The following is a 24,401-nucleotide window of genomic DNA, read 5'->3' on the forward strand; positions in this document are numbered from 1 at the left end:
CCCTCCTGGGATCGTATCGACGCTGCATGTGTCAGCTGAGCCTACGCAACGGCGGCGACAGCCTGCTACGACTTGTCGGTCCGCATCACCTTGGTGCGCAGCACCGCCTCGTTCAGGCTGAGCTGCCGGTCGAGTTCGGACACGGTCGCCGGGGCGGCCTTGACGTCGATGACCGCGTAGATGCCCTCGGCATGCTTGGCGATCTCGTAGGCCAGCCGGCGCTTGCCCCAGATGTCGACCTTGTCCACCGTGCCACCGTCTTTGCGGATGACGTTCAAGAACGTCTCCAGGGACGGGGCGACAGTGCGCTCGTCGAGAGTGGGGTCAAGGATGACCATGATTTCGTATGGACGCATGGGAACCTCATCACCTCCTATGGTCGTAGTGCGGCCGTGGATCTGACCACGGCAGGAGGGTCGCCTGCGTCGGCAACCCGGCTAGGCTACCGGAGGCTGGGCTGCAGAGCGAAATCGACGGGCGGGCAGCCAGGCCGGGGGCGCATCCGCCGCGCGATCGAACACCCCGCCGGCGGGATCATCGACGCCCCGCTCGCGCACCAGATCCACCGGCGCCTGATCGGGCCGGTAGATCTGCCGAATCACCAACGCACACAATCCCAGCACCGCCAGATCGCGCAGCAGCACCGTGCTGGTGAACACCTGCTCGGGCAGGCTGCGGTCCGAGACGCTGTATAGGTAGTACATCCGCGGCACCCACACCAGCGCGTCGACGGCCATCCAGGCCAGTAGCAACCGGCGATGCGGCAGCGCCAGCACGGCCAGCGGCACCAGCCACAGCGAGAACTGCGGGCTCCACACCTTGTTGGTCAGCAGGAAGGCCGCCACCAGCAGGAAGGCCAACTGCGTCACCCGCGGCCGCCTCGGCGCCGTCAGCGCGATGTAGCCGATCCCGGCGCAGCACAGCGCGAACGACACCGCGACCACGATGTTGAGCACGGTCGGTGGCTGCCACAGCCCCAGCTCCCCGTCGAAGCCCCGCCAGCCGGTCAACGACTTCACCACGTTGTAGATCGAGTCCATGTCATCGCCGCGGCGGGAGTTGAGCCGGAAGAACTCGGTCCAGCCGCGCGGCGCGAAAACCAGCACCGGCAGGTTCACCGCCAGCCAGCTCAGCGCCGTCGCCACCACCGTGCGCCTGACATCACGCAACCGCCCGGTCCGCAGCCCCAGCAGCAGCAGCGGGTAGAGCAGCAGTACCGGATACAGCTTGGCGGCGGTGCCCAGGCCGAGCAGCACCCCGGCTGCCACCGGCCGGCGTCGCGCCCAGGCCAGCAGCCCGGCCCCGGCGAACGCGGTGGCCAGCGCGTCGAAGTTGGTGAAGACCTGGAAGATGACCAGCGGCGAGGCCGCGACCAGGGCGGCATCCCAGACCCGGCGGCCGGCCAGCCCGGCGGTGGACCACACCGTCACCAGCCAGGCCAGGGCCAGGCCGACCGCGACGATGTCGAAGAACACCACCACCTCGGCGACCCCGCTCAACGCCGGGATCTTCACCACCTTGGTGATCGCCGTGTACGTCTTGGCCAGGGCCATCGCGGAGTACTGGTAGAGCCCGGTCAGCACCGGATATTCCATGTAGCGCTGCGCGGGCAGCCCGTCGTAGCGGATCTGCGGCTTGCCGGTGCCGTCCTTCTCCACCCAGCTGGACTTGTAGGGGAACTTGCCCTGGTTCAGCAACTCCGCGGTGTACAGCGGTACGACGTCGGAGTAGCACAGCTGGAAATAGGCGCGCTCGTTGTCCCAGTTGGCGACCCGCTCGTCGGGGCCGCCGGAGCCGACGCTCTGCAGGCACGCCGACTTGGTGGTCCAGCCCAGCGCCAGGAACAGCACCGCGATCAAGAACATCACCCGCAGCGGCGTCATGAATCGGGCGCGCCCGACCAGCGCGTGGCGGCCCACCGGTCCGCCGATGGTGTTCGACAACGCGTGCACGACGTCGTCGGTACGGGTCGGCAGGTCGCGGTCGTCGGCGCTGCGCAGGTCCTCGGCAAGGGGCAGCGGCGACACCACCGGACGGCCTGGGATCACCTCCGTCACGGTAGTTGCTCCGGCGCCGGGGGCGGCGGAGGCGGAGGCGGAGGCGGCTCAGGCGGCGGTGGAGGTGGCGGCGGCGGTAGTAGTGGTGGCGGCGGCGGGAAGAGCGGCGGCTCCCCGAACGGCGGTGGCGGCTCCGGTATCTCCGCGTCCTGGGGCGGCGGCGGCGAGAACCACTCCGGCTGCGGCGGGGGCGCGGACGGCACCCCGGCGAACCCGCCGATGTCGGTGGGCTTGGGGAACTGCGCGATGGGATCGCCCCGCAGCGCGCCGTCCATGGTGGCCTTCCAGATGTCGCTGGGCAGCCCCGCGCCGTAGACCGGACCGCCCCATTTGTTCGTCAGCGGCTCGTCGCCCTGGTCGGTGCCGACCCAGACCGCCGTCGACAGCGTCGGCGTGTAGCCGACCATCCAGGCGTCCCGGTTCGCTCCGGTGTTACCCAGCTGGGTGGTGCCGGTCTTGGCCGCGGCGGGCCGGCCGCCGGCCAGCTCGTGTCCACCCGACCAGCCCGGGATCGCCTTCATGGCGTCGGTGACGTTGTCGGCGACCGCCTGGGGGATGCGTTGCTCGCCGGTGTCGCCGGCAGTGGTGCTGTCGAAGATCACCCGGCCGTCGGGGCCGACGACCCGCTGGATGAAATGCGGCCGGTGATACATCCCGGAGTTGGCCAGCGTGGCGTACGCCGAGGCCATGTCGATCACCCGGGTCTGGTACTGGCCGAGCACGATGCCGTTCTCCGGCGGCCCGCCGCGGCCGTCCTCGGACAACGTGTGCGCGACCCCGGGAAAGCTCTCGGCGACCCCGGCGGCGTGCGCGGCATCGGCGACGTCCCGCGGGCCGTTCTTGAGCTTGAGCATCAGCCGGTAGTAGGCGGTGTTCAGGGAGCGTTTGAGCGCCTCGGCGATATTGCACACCCCGCAGCTGGCGCCGCCGACATTGCTGATCTTGGTGCGGCCGACGGTCAGTGGGGCGCTGTCGACCTGGTAGCCCAAGCCGATGCCCTGTTGCAGCGCGGCCACCAGGGCGAACACCTTGAACGACGACCCCGTCTGCAGGCCCGCCTGGGCGAAGTCGAAACCGCCGCCGTCGGCGCCGCCGTAATAGGCCCGCACCGCACCGGTGCGCGGATCGATGGCGACCACCGCGGTCCGCAACGCCGGCTTCTGCCCGGCCATGACATTTCCCACCGCCTTCTCCACGGCGCGCTGCGCCTTCATGTCGATGGTGGTGGTGATCCGCAGCCCCAACATGTTCAGCGCCTGCTCGTCGATGCGGAACATGTCGAGCAGTTCAGCGATGACCTGCCGCTGGATCAGTCCCTCGGGTCCGGTGGCCTGATCGGCGTTGCGCGCCTGCTGCGGCGGGATCGTCGCCGGAAATACCTGCCTGGCGCGTTCGGCCGGACTCAAAGCGCCGGTCTCGACCATGCCGTCGAGCACCCAGTTCCAACGGCTGAGTGCGCGTTCGGCGTGGAATGCGGGATCCAGCGCCGACGGTCGCTGGATTACCGCCGCCAGCAGCGCGCCCTGCGCGATGTCGAGTTCTGAGACCGGTTTGCCGAAGAACGCCCGCGCCGCCGCGGCGATCCCGTAGGCGGTGCGCCCGAAGTAGATGATGTTGAGGTAGGCCTCCAGCACTTCGTCCTTGGGCCACTCCCGTGACATCTTGCTGGCGATCACCAGCTCTTTGCCCTTGCGGACCACTCCGGCGAACCCGGTCCGCTCCGAACCCACCAGCGCGTTCTTGACGTACTGCTGGGTGATCGTCGAACCGCCCTGGGTGTCGCCCCCGAGCACGTTGTTCCTGACCGCCCGGAAGAACCCCGAGAAGGAGTAGCCGGAGTTGGTGTAGAAGTCGCGGTCCTCGGCCGCCAACACCGCGTCACGCACGTGGAGCGGTACCTGGTCGATCTTGACGTCGGTCCGATTACCTTCCGGTGGAATGATTCTCGCCAGCTCGGTGCCGTCGGCCGCGAGAATCGTCGAGACCTGATCGGTGTGAATGTCGCCCGGCTCGGGAATCTCGACGGTGCGGTAGGCCATACCGAAGGTGACCACCGGGGCGACCACCATGGTCGCGACGACGGCGTACACACCGCGCCGGACCCCACGCCAGTTCACTCGTCGACAGCGCCCGTCTGCTGCACCGCCCGCCGGCACTTCGGCGCCACTGGGCTCATCGGAGTGCGGCCGCGGCCGTTCCAGCGCCGCCTTGACCTCCTCGATGGGATCCCGCAGATCCTCGCCGTCACCGTTCAGCGGATCCGCCGGCGAGTCGTCCGTCGTCGTCAAGAAGTGCTCTTCTGCAGCGCTTCCGGCCCCCGGCGCCGGCGGCCCCGAACTCTTCACCGTCGGCGGGGACGTCCCCGCGCAGCACGGCCGGGGTTCCGGCTCGCCGCCATCTTCACAGGGGCGCAACCCATCTCAGCCAACGGCAACGTGCCCGACGGCCCGTCATCCACCACCCGTTGCTGCGGTCGCATGCTCACCAGGTTACGTCTGCACGCCGCGGCGTCGAGTGCAAACGAAATCACAAACCCGCTACGGCATCGGCGGCGCCGGTTCGCCCGGCGGCGGCCCGGTCGACTCGGGTTCGCCCGGCGGCGGAACCTGCGGTTGCGGCGCCTGCCCCGGCAGCGGCGCCTGCGGTTGCGGCGGTGCGACCGGGATGGTGGTGGGAGGACCGATCGGGATGGTGATCCCCGGCGCGATCTCGATCGTCGGCTGGATTACGGTCTCCGACGGCTCCGGCGGCGCCAACTCCTCCGGCGGGGGTGGCGGCGGCGCGGCGGGAACACCGGCGTAGCCGCCGATCTCGGTGGGCGTCGGGAAGGACTCGTTGGAGGTGCCCCGCAGCGCGCCGTCCATGGTGGCCTTCCAGATGTCGGCAGGAATGCCCGCGCCGTACACCGGCCCGCCCCACTGGTTCACCAGCGGTTCGTCGCCGCCGGTGGTACCGACCCACACCGCGGTCGACAGCGACGGCGTGTAGCCGACCATCCAACCGTCCCGGTTGGCCCCGGTGTCACCCAGCTGGGTGGTGCCGGTCTTGGCCGCCGACGGTCGCCCGCCGGCCAGGTTGTGCCCGCGCGACCAGCCGGCGATGGGCTGCATCGCCGAGGTGACGTTGTCGGCGACCGCCTTGGGAATGCGCTGCTCGCCGGTGTCTTCGGAGGTCTGGGCGTCGAACAGCACCTGGCCTTCGGCGTTGACCACCTTCGCCACGAAGTGCGGCGGGTGATACACCCCGGAGGCGGCCAGCGTCGCGTACGCCGAGGCCATATCGATCACCCGCGTCTGGTACTGGCCCAGCACGACGCCGCCTTCGGGCGGCCCGCCGTCCTGCGACAGAGTGTGCGGAACCCCGGGGAAGCTCTTGGCGACGCCGGCGGCGTGCGCCGCATCGGCGACGTCCTGGGCGCCGTTCTTGAGCTTGAGCATCAGCCGGTAGTAGGCGGTGTTCAACGAGCGCTTGAGCGCCTCGGCGATGTTGCAGACCCCGCAGCTCTCACCTTCGGCGTTGGTGATCTTGATCCGGCCGCCCTCGATGGCCAGCGGGGAGCTGTCGATCTGATAGCCCAGCCCGATGCCCTGCTCGAGCGCGGCGACCAGCGCGAACACCTTGAACGACGACCCGGTCTGCAGCCCCGCCTGAGCGAAGTCGAAACCGTTGGCGTCCGCACCCCCGTAATACGCGCGCACCGAGCCGTCGCGCGGGTCGATGGACACCACCGCCGATCGCATGTTGGGGATCTGGTCTTTGAGGTAGGTGTCCACCGCGTCGACCGCGGCGTCCTGCGCCTGCGGATCGATGGTGGTGGTGATCTGCAGGCCCTGGGTGTTCAGGGTCTGCTCGTCGATGTCGAACAGCTCCAGCAGTTCCTTGGTGACCTGCCGCTGGATCAGCCCGTTGGGTCCGGTGGTGATGTTCTGGGAGCGGGCCAACTCCGGCGACACCGTCTCCGGGAACTGTTGGACGGCACGCTCACCGGCGGTCAGCGCCCCGGTCTCCACCATCCCGTCGAGAACCCAGTTCCACCGGTCGAGGGCGCCTTCGGGGTCGACGGCGGGATCCAGGGTCGAGGGTCGCTGAATCAGCGCAGCCAGCAGCGCGCCTTCGGCGACGTCGAGTTGCTCGACGGGCTTGTCGAAATACGCCCGGGACGCCGCGGCGATCCCATAGGAGCCGCGGCCGAAATAGATGATGTTCAGATAGGCCTGCAGCACATCGTCTTTGGGCCACGCGCTGGACATCTTGGTGGCGATCACGAGCTCTTTCGCCTTGCGGACCAAGCCGCGCAGACCGGCCCGCTCGGAGCCCACCAGTGCGTTCTTGACGTACTGCTGGGTGATGGTGGAGCCGCCCTGGGTGTCGCCGCCGAACAGGTTGTTCTTGACCGCGCGGGCGAAGCCGGACACCGAGAAACCCGGGTTGGAGTAGAAGTCGCGGTCTTCTGCGGCCAGCACCGCATCCCGCACATACACCGGCACCTGATTGATGTCGATGTCGACGCGATTGCCTTCCGGCGGGATGATCTTGGCAAGTTCCGAACCGTCGTTGGCCAGGATCGTCGACACCTGGTTGGTGCGAATGTCACCGGGCGAAGGCACATCGGTGATGGAGTAGGCCATCGCGAACGTGATGATCGGCAGCAGCAGAATCACCGCGGCCGCGACGTAGAGCCCGCGCCGAACCCACCTCCAGTTCGGCGGATGGCGGCGCAGCCAGTCCAGCGGGTCGGCCGCCGCGGGCCGGTCGGTGTGCTGGATGCGGTCGGTTCGCCGCGGCGGCGGCTCGGCCGGCTTCTCCGGCGGCGGTTGCCGGCGCGGGCCGCGTCCGCTCAGCGCCTGCTCGCGCTGCCGCGGCGCGCCATCGAGGGCCGCCCGCACCGCGTCGATCGGATCGCGCAGGTCGTCGGTCACCGCGTCGTCGACCGCGGGGATGATCGCGGTCTGCCGATCATCCGGCGAGCCGGGCCCACGGCGCGCACCCACCTCGGAAGGCCCGGTCGAACCAGTGTCCGGCCGGTCGTCGTGGTGTTTACTCACTGGCGGTACGGGCTCCGCTGCGTGCCGTCCGCCGTCCTCGGGATCCCTTCGGCGGGCGCGCGAGGCCCAGCACATACGACTTCACGAGATGATTCCAGCTGCAGGTCCGGCACACCTCGACCACGTGCACCGAGAACTCCGGGTAACGGGTGGCCAGCAGCACCAGTTCCTCGGCGGAACGCGCCGAACCCGACACCGCCCCCAGGTCGTCGCCGTAGACCCACGACACCAGGGTGAGTTGCTCCTTGCGGCAGATCGGGCAGACCACCGCGCTGGGCTTGCCGTGGAACTTCGCCGCCCGGAGCAGATACGGGTTGGCGTCGCACACCTCGGACACCCCGGTACGCCCGGAATAGACCTCGGCCAGCAGGGAACGGCGCCGGAGCGCGTAGTCCACCACCTGTCGCTGCAATCGCACGGTGACCAGAGTACGTCGGGTCCGCGCGGGCCGGTGTGATGAACGCCCTTATCCCACACCAACCGGTGTATTCGGGCCTCGCCGTAGCGCGCTGAAGTCTTACGATCGTCGCCGTGGCAACACGGCAGAGCTCCGGAACCCGGGCCAAGGACAGCGACCGGGACGACGTCTGCCGCATCCTGGACGCCGCCCTGGCCGAGGGGCAGCTGTCGAGCGAGGAGCACCGGGAACGCGTCAGTGCGGCCACCCGTGCCGTCACGCTCGGTGACCTGCACTCGCTGATCGCCGATCTGCAGACCGCGAGCGCGCCCGTGCAACTGCCGGCGCTGAACAAGCCCGTCGGATTCGGTGGTCGCGCGATGGCGGCGGCGGCACTGGGCGCGGCGGTGCTGCTGGGGCTGGGCATCGGCTGGGGGGTGTACGGCAATACGAGTTCGCCGCTGAGCTTCACCTCCGACCCCGGCGCCAAGCCCGACGGCGTCGCCCCGCTGGTGCTGACACCGCCGCGTCGGCTGCATTCGCTGGGCGGGCTCAGCGGTCTGCTGGAACAGGCCCGCGCCAAGTTCGGGGACACCATGGGGTACCGGCTGGTGGTCTACCCCGAGTACGCGTCTATGGACCGGCCCGATCCCACCGAGCCACGCCGGCAGCTGAGTTACCACTATCGCGGTGGCTGGGATGACCCGTCCACTTCGGCCCGGAGCAGCGGCGACACCGAAGCGGTCGATCTGGCCGGGTTCGACCTGAAGGCCGCGGTGGGGATTCTGCGGGGAGCCCCCGAAACGCTCGGGATCAAGCCCGCCGAGGTCAAGAACACCTACCTAATCGTCGACCCGGCGAAGGATCCGACGGCGCCGGGGGCGGTGTCACTGTCGGTGTACGTTTCCAGCGATTACGGCAGCGGCTACATCGCCTTCGCCGGTGACGGAACTGTCAAACGCATCAATTACCCGTCTTGAACTGGCCGTCTCGGGGGCCTGAATAGTGGGCAAACAGTAGCCACTTGGGTTCTGTTATATCGGCGCGATACTATGGCCCGAACCGTCGAACGGTCGTAGCCACAAATCATCGCAGGAGGTGAATCGGTGCTTGAGCTTGCCATTCTGGGCTTGCTGCTCGAGTCTCCGATGCACGGCTACGAGCTGCGGAAACGGTTGACCGGTCTGCTGGGCGCATTCCGGGCGTTCTCCTACGGCTCGCTGTATCCGGCGCTGCGCCGCATGCAGGCTGCCGGGTTGATCGCCGAGGACGCCGCACCGGCGGGCACCCCGGTACGCCGGGCCCGACGGGTCTACCGGCTGACCGACGCCGGTCGCCAGCGCTTCACCGAGCTGGTGGCCGACACCGGACCGCAGAACTACACCGACGACGGCTTCGGGGTCCACCTGGCTTTCTTCAACCGCACCCCCGCCGAGGCGCGGATGCGGATTCTGGAAGGCCGCCGTCGGCAGGTGGAGGAACGCCGGGAGGGCCTGCGTAACGCCGTGACGCGGGCCAGCAACTCATTGGATCGCTACACCCGCCAACTGCACCAGCTCGGGCTGGAGTCCAGTGAGCGGGAGGTCAAGTGGCTCAACGAGTTGATCGCGGCCGAACGCGTCTCGCAGGGCCGCGCCGAACAATCTTGACCCTGCCCGGCGCGGGAATCAGAACAACACAAACAGCACGTCAGCAGTGACAGCAGAAGAAGGAGAACGTCGGAAATGACTGAGCAAACGACGGATGTGCGGGTCGCCATTGTCGGCGTCGGTAACTGCGCCTCCTCGCTGGTCCAGGGCGTGCAGTACTACCAGAACGCCGACGACACTTCGACGGTGCCCGGGCTGATGCACGTGCGATTCGGTCCGTATCACGTCCGCGATGTGAAGTTCGTCGCCGCGTTCGACGTGGACGCCAAGAAGGTCGGCTTCGACCTGTCCGAGGCCATCTTCGCCTCGGAGAACAACACCATCAAGATCGCCGACGTGCCGCCGACCAACGTGGTGGTGCAGCGCGGTCCCACCCTCGACGGCATCGGCAAGTACTACGCCGACACCATCGAGGTCTCCGACGCCGACGCCGTCGATGTGGTCTCGGTGCTCAAGGAGGCCAAGGTCGACGTGCTGGTGTCCTACCTGCCGGTGGGATCCGACGAGGCCGACAAGTTCTACGCCCAGTGCGCCATCGACGCCGGGGTCGCGTTCGTCAACGCGCTGCCGGTGTTCATCGCCTCGGACCCGGTGTGGGCCAAGAAGTTCGCCGACGCCGGCGTGCCGGTTGTGGGCGACGACATCAAGAGCCAGGTCGGCGCTACCATCACCCACCGCGTTATGGCCAAGCTGTTCGAGGACCGCGGCGTCACGCTGGACCGCACCTACCAGCTCAACGTCGGCGGCAACATGGACTTCAAGAACATGCTCGAGCGGGAGCGGCTGGAGTCCAAGAAGGTCTCCAAGACCCAGGCCGTCACCTCCAACCTGACCGGCTCGCTGGCCGGCAAGGTCGAGGACAAGAACGTGCACATCGGACCGAGCGACCACGTGGCCTGGCTCGATGACCGCAAGTGGGCCTACGTGCGGCTGGAAGGCCGCGCCTTCGGCGACGCGCCGCTGAACCTGGAGTACAAGCTCGAGGTGTGGGACTCGCCGAACTCGGCCGGCATCATCATCGACGCGGTGCGCGCGGCCAAGATCGCCAAGGACCGCGGCATCGGCGGGCCGATCATCCCCGCCTCGGCCTACCTGATGAAGAGCCCCCCCAAGCAGCTGCCCGACGACGTCGCGCGCGCGCAACTCGAAGAGTTCATCGTCGGCTAAGCGTTGACTCCGCGGTGACCAGGCACGCTACTCGTACTTTTGCCGGGTGAGCGCAGAGTGAACGCGGAACTGAGCGACGAGTTCGCCCTGCTGGCCGGCAACGCCGAACAAGCCGGTGTCACCGGCCCGCTGCCGGCCGTTCAGCGCATCGAGACCGCCACCGTCAGCGCGTTGCGGTGGGGAACCGAGCCGCCGCGGGTGGTGTTCCTGCACGGCGGCGCGCAGAACGCCCACACCTGGGACACCGTCATCCTCGGGCTCGGACAACCCGCGCTGGCCGTGGACCTGCCCGGCCACGGCCGGTCGGCCTGGCGCGACGACGGCGACTACTCGCCGCAGCGCAACGCCGCGACCGTCGCGCCGGTGCTGCGCGAGCTCGCACCGACCGCCGAATTGGTGGTCGGGATGTCGCTGGGCGGGCTGACCGCGATCCGGATGGCCGCCGCCGCCCCCGAGCTGGTCCGCCGGCTGGCGCTCGTGGACGTGACTCCCTCGGCACTGCAACGGTATTCACAGCTGAGCGCCGCCGATCGCGGGACGGTGGCGTTGGCCCAGGGCGACCGCACCTTCCCCGACTTCGAGTCCATGCTGGCCGTCACCCGGCTGGCGGCACCGCATCGTGATCCGGAGTCCCTGCGGCGCGGGCTGTTCCACAACACCCGGCAACTGCCCGATGGGCGGTGGACCTGGCGTTACGACACGATCCGCAGTGTCGGGGACTTCACCGAGCTGTGGACCGACGTCTCGGCGGTCGCCGCGCCGACGACCTTGATCCGTGGTGGCGACTCGGTGTTCGTCTCCGCCGACGATGTCGCCGAATACGCTCGGCGCTCACCGGGCCTGACAACCCACGTCGTGGCCGGCTCCGGACATTCGGTACAAAGCGACCAGCCGCGCGCTCTGGTCGAGCTGCTGCGCCGGACGCTACCGTGACTGAGGTGAGGCCCATCCGAATCGGCGTGCAGCTGCACCCCCAGCACGCCGCGCAATACGGTGCGATCCGCGACGCGGTCCGGCGGTGCGAAGACCTCGGTGTCGACATCGCACTCAACTGGGATCACTTCTTCCCGCTCTACGGCGATCCCGACGGGCCCCATTTCGAATGCTGGACCATGCTGGGCGCCTGGGCCGAACAGACCTCGCGGATCCAGATCGGCGCGCTGGTGACGTGCAACTCCTACCGCAACCCGGAGCTGCTCGCCGACATGGCCCGCACCGTCGACCACATCGGCGACGGCCGGCTGATCCTGGGCATCGGTTCGGGCTGGAAGGACCGGGACTACCACGAATACGGCTACGAATTCGGTACCGCCGGCAGCCGGCTCGACGACCTGGCCGCCGCGCTGCCGCGAATCAAGTCCCGGCTGTCCCAGCTCAATCCGCCTCCCACCCGGCACATTCCGTTGCTGATCGGAGGGGGCGGCGAGCGCAAGACGCTACGCCTGGTCGCCGAGCACGCCGACATGTGGCACAGCTTCACCGACGCCGACACCTACCCGCACAAGGCGGCCATACTCGCCGAACACTGCGCCGCGCTGGGCCGCGACCCCGCCACGATCGAACATTCGACCGCGCTGGGCAACGACCACACCGAAGCGGAGTTGCTCGCCGCGGCGGACTCGATGGCCGAACTCGGGGTGAGCCTGCTGACCGTCGGTAGTAGCGGACCGGACTACGACCTGACCGCCGCCGAGGCGCTGTGCCGATGGCGCGACCAGCGATAAAACTGGCGGCGATTCTCGCCACCTGGATGATCGTGGGCGGTCTGGCAACGGCGCCGTCCGCCGGTGCCGCCCCTGACCTGTGCGCACCGCCCGGGGAGCAGGCGGCGGTCACGCTGCCAGTCAAGCTGGCCACCGCCAAACGTCCGCGCGAGGACAAATACACCACGGCCGGCGTGGATCCGCTCAACTCGATCGACGTGACCAAGCTGGGTCTGGTCACGCCCGGGGTGCTCACCGTCGGCACCCTGACCGAGAGCCCCCCGACGAACTGCATCAACGCCGCGGGACGCTACACCGGGTTCGACAATGAACTGCTCCGCGCCATCGCCAAGAAACTCGGTCTGCGGATCCAGTTCGTCGGCACCGACTTCTTCGGGCTGCTGGCCCAGGTGGAGTCCGGGCGCTTCGACGTCGGATCGGCGTCGATCAACGCCACCGACGAGCGTCGTCGCACCGTCGGCTTCACCAACGGCTACGACTTCGGTTACATGGCCCTGGTCGTCCCGGCCGGCTCGGAGATCACCGGGTTCGACAACCTGACCGACGGGCGGCGGATCGGCGTGGTGCAGGGCACCGTCGAGGACGCCTACGTCGTCGACACCCTCGAGGTGGAGCCGGTGCGGTTCCCGGACTCGATCACGCTGTACGCCAGTTTGAAAAGCCGCCAGGTCGACGCCTGGGTGGCGCCGTCGCTGACCGCGCTGAACCTGCTGCGGCCGGGAGATCCGGCGCAGATCGCCGGTTACACGTTCAGCCCCGCCGGTTTCGAGGCGTACGCGGTGGCCAAGGAGAACCGGGCGCTGATATCGGCGCTGAACTCCGGCCTGGATGCGGTGATCGCCGACGGCACCTGGCCGCAGCTCTACACCGATTGGGTGCCCCGGCCGCTGCCACCGGACTGGCAACCGGGCTCGAAGTCGGCGGCCACCCCGCATCTGCCGGACTTCGCGGCGATCGCGGCGCGCAACCACAAGGCCGATCCGGAGCACTACGAACCCAAATCGACACTGGCACAATTGCGCGACTCCTTCTTCGACTGGCAGCTGTACCGCGAAGCGCTGCCGGATCTGCTCAAGACCGGCCTGCCCAACACGCTGCTGCTGACCGTCAGCGGCGGCGTCATCGGCTTGGTGGCCGGGTTGGGACTGGCCGTCGCCGGAATCTCCCGCACCCGGTGGCTGCGCTGGCCGGCGCGGGTCTACACCGACATCTTCCGGGGGCTGCCCGAGGTGCTGATCATTCTGCTCATCGGTTTGGGCGTGGGTCCACTGGTAGGCGGGCTGACCAACAACAACCCCTACCCGCTGGGCATCGCTGCGCTGGGGCTGACCGCGGCGGCCTACATCGGGGAGATCTTGCGCTCCGGCATCCAGAGCGTGGAGTCCGGCCAGCTCGAAGCGTCCCGGGCGCTGGGTTTCGGCTACCCCGCCTCGATGCGCCTGGTGGTGATACCGCAGGGCATCCGGCGGGTGCTGCCGGCGCTGGTCAACCAGTTCATCGCGTTGCTGAAGGCCTCCGCGCTGCTGTACTTCCTGGGCCTGGTCGCCGGCCAGCGGGAACTGTTCCAGGTGGGCCGCGACTTCAACGCGCAGACCGGCAGCCTATCGCCGCTGGTGGCGGCCGGCGTCCTCTACCTGGCGCTGACCATTCCGTTGACCCACCTGGTCAACGTCGTCGATCACCGGCTGCGCCGAGGAAGGCCCGCCGACGACGATGATCCGGTCGAGCTGAACCCGGCGATCTCCAGTCAGGAGATGACGTGACGGTCTCAGCCCGCGAGCCGGTGTCGTTGACCGCCAAGGGGATCCAGTTGTCCTTCGGCAAGAACGCCGTGCTGCGGGGGGTCGACCTGGACGTGCCGGCGGGCAGTACCGCGGCGGTGATCGGCCCCTCCGGATCCGGCAAGTCCACGATGCTGCGCACCTTGAACCGACTCCACGAGCCCGACGGCGGCGACATCTTGTTGGGCGGGCGATCGATACTCGACGACAACCCCGATGAGCTGCGCCAGCGGATCGGCATGGTGTTCCAGCATTTCAATCTGTTCCCGCACCGCAGTGTGCTCGACAACATCGCCCTGGCCCCGCGCAAGCTGCTGGGGATGTCGCAAGACGCCGCACGCGAACTGGCACTGGGACTGCTGGACCGAGTCGGGCTGAAGAACAAGGCCACTGCGCGTCCCTCGGCGCTCTCCGGTGGCCAGCAACAGCGGGTCGCGATCGCCCGCGCCCTGGCGATGCAGCCGCAGGTGATGCTCTTCGACGAGGCGACCTCGGCGCTGGACCCGGAATTAGTCAAGGGGATCCTGGCGTTGATCGCCGAGCTCGGCGCGGACGGTATGACCATGGTGGTCGTCACCCACGAGATGGCCTTTGCCCGGTCGGCGTCGGACACCGTGGTGTTCATGGACCGCGGGAAGGTGGTGGAATCCGGACCGCCCGAACAGATCTTCGACAACGCCGAGACCGACCGGCTGCAGAAGTTCCTCTCGCAGGTGTTGTGACAGCAACCTGTGCGACCTATCCCCCCTCGTTAGAGCCACAGGTTAGACTGGCGAACTATGGCGGAGAGCAAAGCCGAGACCCCGCAGGTGACGGCGGTCGCAGAAGGCTTGCATCGTTCGCTGTCCAAACTGTTCTCGATCCTGCGGCGCGGTGAGATCGGCGGCGGAACGAAGACCGGCGAACTCACGCTGGCTCAGCTGTCGATCCTGATCACGCTGTTGGACCGCGGGCCGATCCGGATGACCGAACTGGCTGCCCACGAACGGGTTCGCACCCCCACCACCACCGTGGCGATCCGCCGTTTGGAGAAGATCGGCCTGGTCAAACGCAGCCGGGATCCGTCCGACCTGCGGGCCGTGCTGGTCGACATCACCGAGGAGGGTCTGGCGAGCCACCGTGAGTCGCTGGCCAACCGGCACGCGGCCCTGGCGGTGATGCTCAGCGAGCTCAGCCAAGAGGATCTGGACACCTTGACCCGCGCGCTGGAACCGCTGGAGCGGCTGGCCACCTACGGGGCCGCCGGGACGCCCGCGGACGACGGGTCCGACTGCCCGCTGGACTGCGGTTGATGCCGACCGCCCTGATCACCGGCGCCGGCGGCGGGATCGGTTCGGCGATCGCGTCCGCACTGGCACCCACCCACACCCTGCTGCTGGCCGGCAGACCGTCGGCGCGGCTCGACGCCGTCGCCGAACGGCTCGGCGCCACCACCTGGCCGCTCGATCTCGCCGACGCCGACGCGATCGAGTCGGCCACCGAGATCGTCGACGAACTCGACGTGCTGGTGCACAACGCCGGGGTGATGCTGCCCGGCGCTGCGGGCGAGTCCTACATCGAGGAGTGGCGGGCCACCTTCGAGGTCAACGTGTTCGGTGCGGTAGCGCTGACACTGGCGCTGCTGCCCGCGTTGCGGCAGGCCCGCGGACAGGTGGTGTTCATCAACTCCGGTGCCGGGCAACGGGTTTCCGCTGGAATGGCCTCATACTCGGCCAGCAAGTTCGCGCTTCGCGCGTTTGCGGACTCACTGCGCAGCGACGAGCCGGCGCTGCGCGTCACCACCGTCTACCCCGGCCGCGTCGACACCGAGATGCAACACGACCTGGTCGCTTACGAAGGCGGCCAGTATGATCCGGGCCGCTTCCTGCGTCCCGATACCGTCGCTGAGGTGGTGGCCGCCGCGGTGCGCACCCCGCCGGACGCGCACCTGCATGAGGTCGTGGTCCGCCCGCGGTAGTTTCCTTTCCGCCTTCTTTTCCGCGAGGTCGGCCGGGCTCAGACCACCAGGTTCACCAGCCGGCCGGGCACCACGATCACCTTCTTCGGCGTGGCGCCGGCCAGGAACGCCTGCACCTTCTCGTCGGCCAGGGCGACGGCCTTGATCGCCTCGGTGTCGGCGTCGGCGGCAACCGTGACCAGCCCCCGCTTCTTGCCGTTGACCTGCACCGGGTAGTCGGCGGTGTCGGTGACCAGATAGGCCGGGTCGGCCACCGGGAAGGGGCCGTGCGCCAGCGAGGAATCGTGGCCGAGCCGCTGCCACAGCTCCTCGGCCAGGTGCGGGGCCAGCGGTGCGAGCATCAGTGCCAGTGGCTCCACGGCCCCGCGCGGAACCCCGTCGCGGTGCTGCTTGGTCAGATGGTTGGTGTACTCGATCAGCTTGGCCGCGGCAGTGTTGTTGCGCAGCGCCGCATAGTCTTCCGACACTCCGACGATGGTGCGGTGCAGCAGCCGCAGCGTCTCGGTGTCCGGCTCGGCGTCGAGCACGCGGGTGGCGCCGGTCTCCTCGTCGACGATCAACCGCCACACCCGCTGCAGAAAGCGGTGCGCGCCGACCACGTCCTTGGTGGCCCACGGCCGTGACATCTCCAGCGGGCCCATCGACATCTCATAGACCCGCAGGGTGTCGGCGCCGTAGGCGTCGCAGATCTCGTCGGGGGACACCGAATTCTTCAGGCTCTTACCCATTTTGCCGTATTCGGCGAAGACTTCCGTATCACCGTCGGGGCCCGGGAGGTAGAACTTCCCGTCGCGTTCCACGACATCGACGGCCGGCACATACGACCCGCGCGAGTCGGTGTAGGCGGCCGCCTGGATGTAGCCCTGGTTGACCAAGCGGCGGTAGGGCTCGCGCGAGCTGACGTGCCCCAGGTCGTAGAGCACCTTGTGCCAGAAACGGCAGTACAGCAGGTGCAGCACCGCGTGCTCGGCACCGCCGACGTAAAGGTCCACGCCGCCCGGATCATCGGGACCGTGCTCGGCAGGCCGCGGCCCCATCCAGTAGGCCTCGTTCTCCGGAGCGCAGAACTGGTCGGCGTTGCGCGGGTCGGCGTAACGCAACTCGTACCAAGAACTTCCGGCCCACTGCGGCATGACGTTGGTGTCGCGGGTGTAGGGCTGCAGTCCATCGCCGAGATCCAGTTCGACATGCACCCATTCGGTTGCCTTGGCCAGCGGCGGCGAGGGTTCGCTGGATGCGTCGTCCGGGTCGAACAACACCGGCGAGTAGTCACCGACATCGGGCAGCTCGACCGGCAGCGCCGCGGAATCCAGGGCGTGCGGACGGCCGTCGGCATCGAACACGATCGGGAACGGCTCGCCCCAGTATCGCTGGCGGGCGAAAAGCCAGTCACGCAACTTGAATTCGATGCGCGCCCAGCCGCGGCCCTGCGACTCCAGTTGTTGCGTGATGGCCTGCTTGGCGTCGTCGACGGTCATGCCGTTCAACGGGCCGGAATTCACCAGGGTTCCATCACCCGCATACGCGGCCTCCGAGATGTCGCCGCCGGCAATGACTTCGACGACCGGGAGACCGAACTCGGCGGCGAACTCCCAGTCTCGCTGGTCGTGGCCCGGGACGGCCATGATGGCGCCGGTGCCGTAGCCGGCCAGCACGTAGTCGGCGATGAAGATCGGGACCTGCTGGCCGTTGGCCGGGTTGGTGGCATAACTGCCGAGGAACACACCGGTTTTGGTCTTGTTCTCCTGGCGTTCCAGATCCGACTTCGCGGCGATCGCCTTGCGGTAGGCGGCGACGGCTTCAGCCGGCGTCGCGGACCCGAACGTCCAGCGTTGATCCACGCCGTCCGGCCAGTCGGCCACCGTCAACCGGTCGACCAGATCGTGTTCGGGCGCGAGCACCAGGTAGCTGGCGCCGAACAACGTGTCGGGGCGGGTGGTGAACACCTCGATGTCCACCTCGGCGCCGTCGGTGGTGTCGGCGGCGAACAGCGCCGCGGCACCCGTGGAGCGCCCGATCCAGTTGCGCTGCATGGTCTTGACCTTCTCCGGCCAATCCAGCACATCGAGGTCGTCGAGCAGCCGGTCGGAGTAGGCGGTGATCCGCATCATCCACTGCCGCAGCCGCTTCCGGAACACCGGGAAGTTGCCGCGGTCGCTTCGTCCGTCCGCGGTGACCTCTTCGTTGGCCAGCACCGTGCCCAGCCCCGGGCACCAGTTGACCATCGAGTCAGACCGGTAGACCAGTCGGTGGCCGTCGATGACATCGGCTCGCTCCCCCGCCGACAACTGCGCCCAGTCCCGCCCGTCGTCGAGGGTGCGCGTGCCGGCATCGAACTCGGCGACCAGTTCTGCGATCGGCCGGGCCTTGTTCACGCTCGTGTCGAACCAGGCGTTGTAGATCTGCAGGAAGATCCACTGCGTCCACTTGTAGAAGTCGACGTCGGTGGTGGAGAAACTGCGCCGGCTGTCGTGGCCCAGACCGAGACGCCGCAGTTGCCGGCGGAAGTTCTCGATGTTGGCCTCGGTGCGGATGCGCGGGTGGGTGCCGGTCTGCACCGCGTACTGCTCGGCGGGCAGCCCGAACGCATCGAAGCCCAGCGCGTGCAGCACGTTGTGGCCCGTCATCCGGAAGTAGCGCGCGTAGACGTCGGTGGCGATGTAGCCCAGCGGATGGCCGACATGCAGGCCGTCACCGGACGGGTAGGGGAACATGTCCTGGACGAACATCTTGTCGGCGGGTATCGCCGCACCGTCCGACGGCGCCAGCGAACCGACCGGGTTGGCGACGTTGAAGGTCCCCGCCCGCTCCCAGTGATCCTGCCAGGCGCCTTCGATGCGCCCGGCCAGCGCGGCCGTGTAGCGGTGACGGGGCGCCTGGTCGCCGGGCACCTGGGTGGTCGGGGCTTCGTTCACCTCAACAGGGTAAAGGGCGGGGTTTTTCGGCCCGATCGCCACAGCTTGATATCGGTTGCGTTGCAGGCCGATGAGGGCTTCGTTCCAGGTCGGTTGCGGCCCTGGCGGCGCCTGGCCGCGGCTGGCTACCGTCGAGCCGAGGCCGGGGCACCATTGCCCGGCCGGTCCCGGAAGGACCCTGAGGAGATGACGAACACGGTTCGCCGCTGGCGGTTACTTGTCGGCTGCGCGGCTGTCACAGCGGCGGCCTTCGGCGGCCCGCTGGGAGTGCCGGTCGCCATGGGCGACCCGCTGCTGCCGACGCCTCCTAGCCCCTACGGCCCGGCGGCCCAGCCCGCCGCGCAACCGGCCGCCGTGCCGGTGACCCCACCACTGCCGGCGGCACCCCGGCCGGCCGCACCCGGACCGGCCCTGGCCCCGGCGGCGGGCGCACCGGCGGCCGTACCGGGACCTGCGGGCGGCGCCGCGCCGAACGCCCTGGTGCCCGCCACCTCCGGCACGTTGCGCGACTACTTCGCCGCCAAGCAGGTGCAGTTGGAGCCGCAGCAGGCCTCCGGCTTCACCGCGTTCAACATCACCCTGCCGATGCCGGCCGGCTGGACCCACGTTCCCGACCCCAACGTGCCCGACGCATTCGCGGTCATCGCCGACCGGCGCAGCGGGTCGCTGTACACGCCCAACGCGCAGGTGGTCGTCTATCGGCTGGTCGGGCAGTTCGACCCGAAAGAAGCGATCACCCACGGGTTCGTCGACAGCCAGCAGCTGATGGCCTGGCAGACCACCAACGCCTCGCTGGCCGATTTCAACGGGTTTCCCTCCTCGATCATCGAGGGCACCTACCGCGACGCCGACATGACGCTCAACACCTCCCGGCGTCACGTGATCGTGCCGACGCCCGACTCCGCCTACCTGGTCTCGTTGACGGTGACCACCGGCGCCGGCCGCGCCGTCGGTAACGCCCCGGCGACCGATGCGATCGTCAACGGATTCAGTGTGAGTTCACGCGGCGCCGAACAGCCCGTCAGCACGCAGCTGCCGGCGGCGCCCCACGGGCCCGCGGCACCGGCTCCGGCGCAACCCCGGGCGGGCCACGCCGGCTGATCGGCCCCTCGTATCCTTGAACCCATGCTGATCATGGGTGTGCTGTGCCTGGTCGCGGCCGTGGTATCGCTGGTGTTCGGAGTGCGGACCCTGGCCCGGCCGCTCACCGGCGACCCCGAGCAACTGGTGCTGCGCGCGGTGGCGCCCGCCCAGGTCGCCGTCGGGGTGATCCTGGCGGTGGGCGGCGCGCTGGTGCTGGCCGGTCCGCCCGCGGTGGCGCTGCTGGCGTTGATCATCTCGATCACCGGTGCGCTGGTCATCCTGGCCGCCGGCGCCTGGCAGGGTGCCCGCTACGCGGCGCGCCAGTCCGCCGCAGCCGGTGCGGCCGGTGGTTGCGGCTCGGGCTGCGGCTGCGGCGACGCCGCACCGGTCGAGGACGTCGGTTGTGGCGCCGGCTGCGGTTGCGCCGGCGGCGCACCGCCGGAGCCGGAGCCGGCGTCGGGCTGCGGCAGCGGTTGCGGCTGCTCGTAACCGGCGGTGCCGGCGCTCAGTTGCGGCTGATGTCGACCGGGTGGGTGGCCAGCAGCGCCGTGGGCCACGGCTGGCGTCGCAGGGCCCGGCTCCACACGTCGACCCGGGGCGGGACCAGCACGTCTGAGGGCAACGCCGACAGCACGATCCAGTCGTCGCGCTCGATCTCGCCTTCGAGCTGGCCGATGGTCCAGCCGGCGTAGCCGGCGAAGATCCGCACCCCCTCGACGTGGGGGGCGATGGACTCCGGTTCGGCGTCGAGGTCGACCATCACCAACCGGCCGTCGATATGGCGCACGCCCGGCACATCGTTGGGATCCGCACCGATCTTCAACAGTCCGACGCACAAGGCCGCGTCGCGTTTCACCGGGCCGCCGATGAACATCGTCTTCGGCTTGGCGGCCAGCTCGGACCACTGCGGCAGCACGTTGTAGACGGCGGTTTCACTGGGTCTGTTGAGCACCACGCCCAGCGTGCCGCCGTCGTTGTGTTCGACCACGTAGATCACGGTGCGGCGAAAGGTGGGTTCGAGCAGATCGGTGTTGGCCAAGAGCAACGTCCCGGCCCGTACCCGATGCGCGGCGGGCGCGACAAACTGTTCAGCGTCCTCGGGTTCTTCGGGTTGCGCCACCCTCCCATCATGGCACCCGAACCCGGCGATCGGGGGCGACCTGTACCGAACGTCAAGCGACCGCCAAGATTTGTACTCTGGTCTGGGGGCCGGCGCCGCAGTGACAGCCGCCCGCGTCCGGAAGTAGGTCTTTTGGTGGACACCCGCGCACCCGCATCGCTGTGGCGGTCGGCGCGCAGCCTGCCGGAGTTCTGGCGCCTGTTGGAGCTGCGTGCCGCAAGCCAGTTCGGCGACGGCTTGTTTCAGGCCGGCCTGGCCGGCGCCTTGCTGTTCAATCCGGACCGGGCCGCGGCGCCGTGGGCGATCGCGGGCGCGTTCGCCGTGCTGTTCCTGCCCTATTCGGTGCTGGGGCCGTTCGCCGGGGCGCTGCTGGACCGCTGGGATCGGCGCATGGTGCTGGTGGTGGCCAACATCGCCCGCCTGGTGCTGGTGCTCGGCATCGCCGCACTGTTGGCCATCGGCGCCGGGGATCTGCCGGTGCTGTGCGCGGCCCTGATCGCCAACGGGTTCACCCGGTTCATCGCCTCCGGGTTGTCGGCGGCGCTGCCCCACGTGGTGCCGCGCGACCAGGTCGTCACGATGAACGCGCTGGCGATCGCGACCGGTGCGGTGGCGGCCTTCCTGGGCGCGAACTTCATGCTGGTGCCGCGCTGGCTGGTAGGCGCCAACGATCGCGGCGCGGCGTCGATCATCGCGGCGGTGGCGATCCCGGTCGCGATCGCGCTGCTGCTCTCGCTGCGGTTCGGCCGCCACGTGCTCGGCCCCGACGACACCAAACGCGCCATCCACGGATCGGTGCTCTACGCGGTGACGATGGGCTGGCTGCACGGCATCCGGACGGTGCGGGACCGGCCCACCGTGGCGGCGACGCTGTCGGGGCTGGCCGCACACCGGATGGCGTTCGGCATCAACACCCTGCTGGTGCTGGTGATGGTGCGCCACGTCGGCGAGCACACGGTGTCGGGTCTGGGCACCACGGCGTTGTTCGTCGCCGCGGCCGGCGCGGGATCGTTCCTGGCCACCCTGCTCACCCCGCCAGCGGTCCACCGCTGGGGCCGGTACGCCACCGCCAACGGGGCGCTGGCGGCGGCGGCGGTGATCCAGTTCGCCGGGATCGGCCTGTATCTGCCGGTGCTGGTGCTGTGCGGATTCCTGCTCGGGGTGGCCGGGCAGGTGGTCAAGCTGTGCGCGGACACCGCCATGCAGATCGACGTCGACGACGCGCTGCGCGGACATGTCTTCGCGGTGCAGGATTCGCTGTTCTGGGCTTCGTTCGTCCTGGCCGTGTCCGCCACCGCGGCGGTGGTTCCCCCCGACGGGCAGGCGCCGTGGCTGATCGTGGCCGGAACGCTGTTGTACCTGGCCGGCCTGGCGGGGCACAGCCTGATCGGGCGGCCCCGGGATCCGGTGGGGGGCATACAGTACGGGCATGGCTGAAACCGAACCGATCGTCGCCGATCTGAGTGCCGAGAGCGAGGACCTCGACACGCTGGTGGCCCCACTCACCGACAGTCAGTGGGGTGCGCCCACCCCGGCGGCGGGCTGGTCCATCGCCCATCAGATCGCTCATCTGCTGTGGACGGACCGGGTCGCGTTGCTGGCCATCACCGACGAGGCCGGCTTCAGCGACCAACTCGCGGCGGCGATGGGCGATCCGACCGGCTTCGTCGACGCCGGTGCGGCCGAGTTGGCCACCGCGGCGCCGGCTGATCTGCTGGCGGACTGGCGATCGACGCGCGCGCAGTTGCACCAAGCCCTCCTGGGTGTCCCCGACGGCCGCAAGCTGCCGTGGTTCGGCCCGCCGATGAGCGCGGCGTCCATGGCCACCGCGCGACTGATGGAGACCTGGGCGCATGGCCTGGACGTCGCCGACGCGCTCGGGGTGCGACGGGCACCGACCGCGCGGTTGCGCTCCATCGCGCATCTGGGCGTGCGAACCCGCGACTACGCGTTCACCGTCCACAACCTGACCCCGCCCGGCGAACCGTTTCACGTGGAACTACACGCCCCCGGTGGTGGGGTGTGGACCTGGGGACCGGTGAACGCCGAGCAGCGGGTGACCGGTTCGGCCGAGCATTTCTGCTTTCTGGTCACGCAGCGTCGGCCGTTGGCCGACCTCGACGTCGCCGCGCACGGCGAGGACGCCCAGCGCTGGCTGGAGATCGCCCAAGCTTTCGCGGGGCCGCCCGGCTCCGGGCGATGAGCGCGCCAGCGCGAAGAGAGCCGGAGCCCAATCAGCACCGCTCCGGGCGATGAGCGCGCCAGCGCGAAGAGAGCCGGCCACATAATGCCCGGCCCCACTGGGAATTCACCGACGCCGCCGCCGCGCGTCGTGCCGTGAGATTCCCACTCGACGCGGTCTGAGCCGCCGGCGGCTTCAGAACCAGGCGAGGAAACCGCCCATGATCATCTCGGCGGAGTTCACCAACGCCTGGAACACGTTCACGTTGGCGGTGTCGATCATGTGGTAAACCGTGTCGCCGCTCACCGTCTGCGTCGCACTTGCGATCTCCTCCGGCGACAGGCCCAGGTACGCGAGGTGGTCGCTGAACATGCCGGCCATTTGGTGGCCGTCATCCCAGTTCGCGAAGCCGTCACTGGACAGCGAGTAAACGTCGGCCGTGTACAGATCGTTCGGGGTGACCAGACCGATCACCGAGTCGATGTTCATCATCTCGGCGACCTGATAAACCATCGTGATCACGTCGTCGTGCCATTCTTCGGGCACCCACTGCAGCAACGTGGGCAGGAAGCCGCTCAGGAAGCCGCCCTCTGCGGCGCTGTCCCCGACCATCACGAAATGCAGTGCGTCCTTGGGGATGTCCGTTTCCTCAGCGAGTCGCTCCATGGCCAGGCCCGCGGCGACATTGGCCTGCGAGTACCCGAAGATGTACAGCGGGTCCCCGGAGTCGAAGTCGCCGGCGTCCCACCGAGTCTTGATCGCGTCGACCAGGATGTCGGTGGCGCCCTTGATGCTGGCGTTCAGGTCGTAGGTCTCGGGCACCTGCAGGAAGGTCGCGTCGCCGTCTTCGGGGAACCCGTTCGGCACCAGATACAGCTCTTTACTCAGATCGAGCCAGTTCTGATTCATCGCCGGAATCATGACCAGAGCCTCGGCGGCCAGCGCGTAGTCGAGGATGTGGTGGTCGGTGGCAGCAGCGGGGGCGGGCGCTGCCGTCACTCCCGCGATGATGATCGGCGCCGACAACAGCGCGCCCACGGTCGTCTTGTTCACCAGTTCCTCCCCGATGTTGCGGTAACCCGACGGCAGTCGCCCACACCCAGTCTCAACCGCGTAGCTGTGCGACAAGAGGGCTTTTCCGTACGCGCGCTAACTTATACGCTACGGCCGGCGGCGTCCACTTGAGGGATGCTACAGGTCGATCCAGGGTGCGAAAGCCCATAAAAATGTCGTGAAGTCCGCACTTTTATCGAACGGTTGTTCGGCTCCTCGCGCCTCAAGTCGCCCGGCCGGATGCGGTTTGCGGGCGCTCCCACGGGCCTGC

At 68.9% G+C, this 24,401-nt stretch carries 21 protein-coding genes; 13 read left to right on the forward strand and 8 right to left on the reverse strand.

The genetic code is table 11. From position 1 onward, the window contains the following. Nucleotides 1-65: 65 nt before the first annotated feature. From rpsF to BST10_RS05595, 5 genes are all read right to left on the reverse strand, one after another. Nucleotides 66-356 (reverse strand): 30S ribosomal protein S6, encoded by a 291-nt coding sequence (gene rpsF / locus BST10_RS05575; protein ID WP_019736048.1) that lies wholly within the window; start codon nucleotides 354-356, stop codon nucleotides 66-68. A gap of 81 nt (nucleotides 357-437) precedes the next feature. Further along, a complete protein-coding gene (locus BST10_RS05580) occupies nucleotides 438-2,057 on the reverse strand; it encodes a glycosyltransferase family 87 protein (protein WP_371869182.1) in 1,620 nt (539 codons plus the stop codon). After that, nucleotides 2,054-4,345: a transglycosylase domain-containing protein gene (locus tag BST10_RS05585; protein WP_083036953.1), complete on the reverse strand. Its 2,292-nt coding sequence runs from the start codon at nucleotides 4,343-4,345 to the stop codon at nucleotides 2,054-2,056. The genes BST10_RS05580 and BST10_RS05585 overlap by 4 nt, the downstream gene beginning before the upstream one ends. 249 nt (nucleotides 4,346-4,594) lie before the next feature. Further along, entirely contained in the window at nucleotides 4,595-7,048 is a 2,454-nt protein-coding gene (locus tag BST10_RS05590; RefSeq protein WP_083036955.1) for a transglycosylase domain-containing protein, read from the reverse strand. A gap of 46 nt (nucleotides 7,049-7,094) precedes the next feature. After that, nucleotides 7,095-7,520 (reverse strand): DUF5318 family protein, encoded by a 426-nt coding sequence (locus BST10_RS05595; protein WP_041319268.1) that lies wholly within the window; start codon nucleotides 7,518-7,520, stop codon nucleotides 7,095-7,097. A gap of 113 nt (nucleotides 7,521-7,633) precedes the next feature. Between BST10_RS05595 and BST10_RS05600 the strand changes: the two genes are divergently transcribed. From BST10_RS05600 to BST10_RS05640, 9 genes are all read left to right on the forward strand, one after another. Next, nucleotides 7,634-8,479, forward strand: coding sequence for a DUF1707 SHOCT-like domain-containing protein (locus BST10_RS05600; protein ID WP_083036958.1), 846 nt, complete (start codon nucleotides 7,634-7,636; stop codon nucleotides 8,477-8,479). A 126-nt stretch (nucleotides 8,480-8,605) separates the two neighbouring features. Beyond that, a complete protein-coding gene (locus BST10_RS05605; protein WP_013831235.1) occupies nucleotides 8,606-9,148 on the forward strand; it encodes a PadR family transcriptional regulator in 543 nt (180 codons plus the stop codon). Nucleotides 9,149-9,223: 75 nt separating this feature from the next. Next, on the forward strand, nucleotides 9,224-10,315 hold the full coding sequence (locus BST10_RS05610; RefSeq protein WP_013831236.1) for an inositol-3-phosphate synthase: 1,092 nt from the start codon (nucleotides 9,224-9,226) through the stop codon (nucleotides 10,313-10,315). 57 nt (nucleotides 10,316-10,372) lie between these two features. Next, a complete protein-coding gene (locus BST10_RS05615; protein WP_083036961.1) occupies nucleotides 10,373-11,248 on the forward strand; it encodes an alpha/beta fold hydrolase in 876 nt (291 codons plus the stop codon). A 5-nt stretch (nucleotides 11,249-11,253) separates the two neighbouring features. Next, nucleotides 11,254-12,039, forward strand: a complete 786-nt coding sequence (locus BST10_RS05620; RefSeq protein WP_371869185.1) for an LLM class F420-dependent oxidoreductase — start codon at nucleotides 11,254-11,256, stop codon at nucleotides 12,037-12,039. Then, nucleotides 12,021-13,802 (forward strand): ABC transporter substrate-binding protein/permease, encoded by a 1,782-nt coding sequence (locus BST10_RS05625; RefSeq protein ID WP_083037149.1) that lies wholly within the window; start codon nucleotides 12,021-12,023, stop codon nucleotides 13,800-13,802. The genes BST10_RS05620 and BST10_RS05625 overlap by 19 nt, the downstream gene beginning before the upstream one ends. Then, nucleotides 13,799-14,542 (forward strand): amino acid ABC transporter ATP-binding protein, encoded by a 744-nt coding sequence (locus BST10_RS05630; RefSeq protein WP_083036967.1) that lies wholly within the window; start codon nucleotides 13,799-13,801, stop codon nucleotides 14,540-14,542. The genes BST10_RS05625 and BST10_RS05630 overlap by 4 nt, the downstream gene beginning before the upstream one ends. Before the next feature lie 57 nt (nucleotides 14,543-14,599). Continuing rightward, the gene (locus BST10_RS05635; RefSeq protein WP_083036970.1) at nucleotides 14,600-15,112 is read left to right on the forward strand and encodes a MarR family winged helix-turn-helix transcriptional regulator; all 513 of its coding nucleotides are present in this window, start codon (nucleotides 14,600-14,602) and stop codon (nucleotides 15,110-15,112) included. Next, entirely contained in the window at nucleotides 15,112-15,777 is a 666-nt protein-coding gene (locus tag BST10_RS05640) for an SDR family oxidoreductase (protein ID WP_083036973.1), read from the forward strand. Before BST10_RS05635 ends, BST10_RS05640 begins: the two co-directional genes overlap by 1 nt. A 38-nt stretch (nucleotides 15,778-15,815) precedes the next feature. On the opposite strand, the gene leuS is transcribed toward BST10_RS05640, so the two are convergent. Continuing rightward, a complete protein-coding gene (gene leuS, locus BST10_RS05645; RefSeq protein ID WP_083036976.1) occupies nucleotides 15,816-18,692 on the reverse strand; it encodes a leucine--tRNA ligase in 2,877 nt (958 codons plus the stop codon). Nucleotides 18,693-18,878: 186 nt separating this feature from the next. Between leuS and BST10_RS05650 the strand changes: the two genes are divergently transcribed. Together BST10_RS05650 and BST10_RS05655 are read left to right on the forward strand one after the other, a co-directional pair. Continuing rightward, nucleotides 18,879-19,793, forward strand: a complete 915-nt coding sequence (locus BST10_RS05650; RefSeq protein ID WP_205277442.1) for an LpqN/LpqT family lipoprotein — start codon at nucleotides 18,879-18,881, stop codon at nucleotides 19,791-19,793. 24 nt (nucleotides 19,794-19,817) lie between these two features. Continuing rightward, nucleotides 19,818-20,264 carry a hypothetical protein gene (locus BST10_RS05655; RefSeq protein ID WP_013831246.1) on the forward strand — a complete coding sequence of 149 codons (447 nt, stop codon included), beginning with the start codon at nucleotides 19,818-19,820 and terminating at the stop codon, nucleotides 20,262-20,264. Between the two features lie 16 nt (nucleotides 20,265-20,280). Here the strand turns inward: BST10_RS05655 and BST10_RS05660 are convergent, their stop codons facing one another. After that, complete coding sequence (locus BST10_RS05660; protein ID WP_013831247.1) at nucleotides 20,281-20,895, reverse strand: YqgE/AlgH family protein; 615 nt, start codon at nucleotides 20,893-20,895, stop codon at nucleotides 20,281-20,283. 135 nt (nucleotides 20,896-21,030) lie between these two features. Between BST10_RS05660 and BST10_RS05665 the strand changes: the two genes are divergently transcribed. Further along, nucleotides 21,031-22,332: an MFS transporter gene (locus BST10_RS05665; RefSeq protein WP_013831248.1), complete on the forward strand. Its 1,302-nt coding sequence runs from the start codon at nucleotides 21,031-21,033 to the stop codon at nucleotides 22,330-22,332. Beyond that, entirely contained in the window at nucleotides 22,325-23,098 is a 774-nt protein-coding gene (locus BST10_RS05670) for a TIGR03084 family metal-binding protein (protein ID WP_013831249.1), read from the forward strand. Before BST10_RS05665 ends, BST10_RS05670 begins: the two co-directional genes overlap by 8 nt. A 174-nt stretch (nucleotides 23,099-23,272) precedes the next feature. Here the strand turns inward: BST10_RS05670 and BST10_RS05675 are convergent, their stop codons facing one another. Further along, nucleotides 23,273-24,130 carry a PE-PPE domain-containing protein gene (locus BST10_RS05675; RefSeq protein ID WP_083037151.1) on the reverse strand — a complete coding sequence of 286 codons (858 nt, stop codon included), beginning with the start codon at nucleotides 24,128-24,130 and terminating at the stop codon, nucleotides 23,273-23,275. Nucleotides 24,131-24,401 lie beyond the last annotated feature (271 nt).

Source organism: Mycolicibacter algericus DSM 45454, assembly GCF_002086455.1.
In the GTDB taxonomy this organism is placed as follows: domain Bacteria; phylum Actinomycetota; class Actinomycetes; order Mycobacteriales; family Mycobacteriaceae; genus Mycobacterium; species Mycobacterium algericum.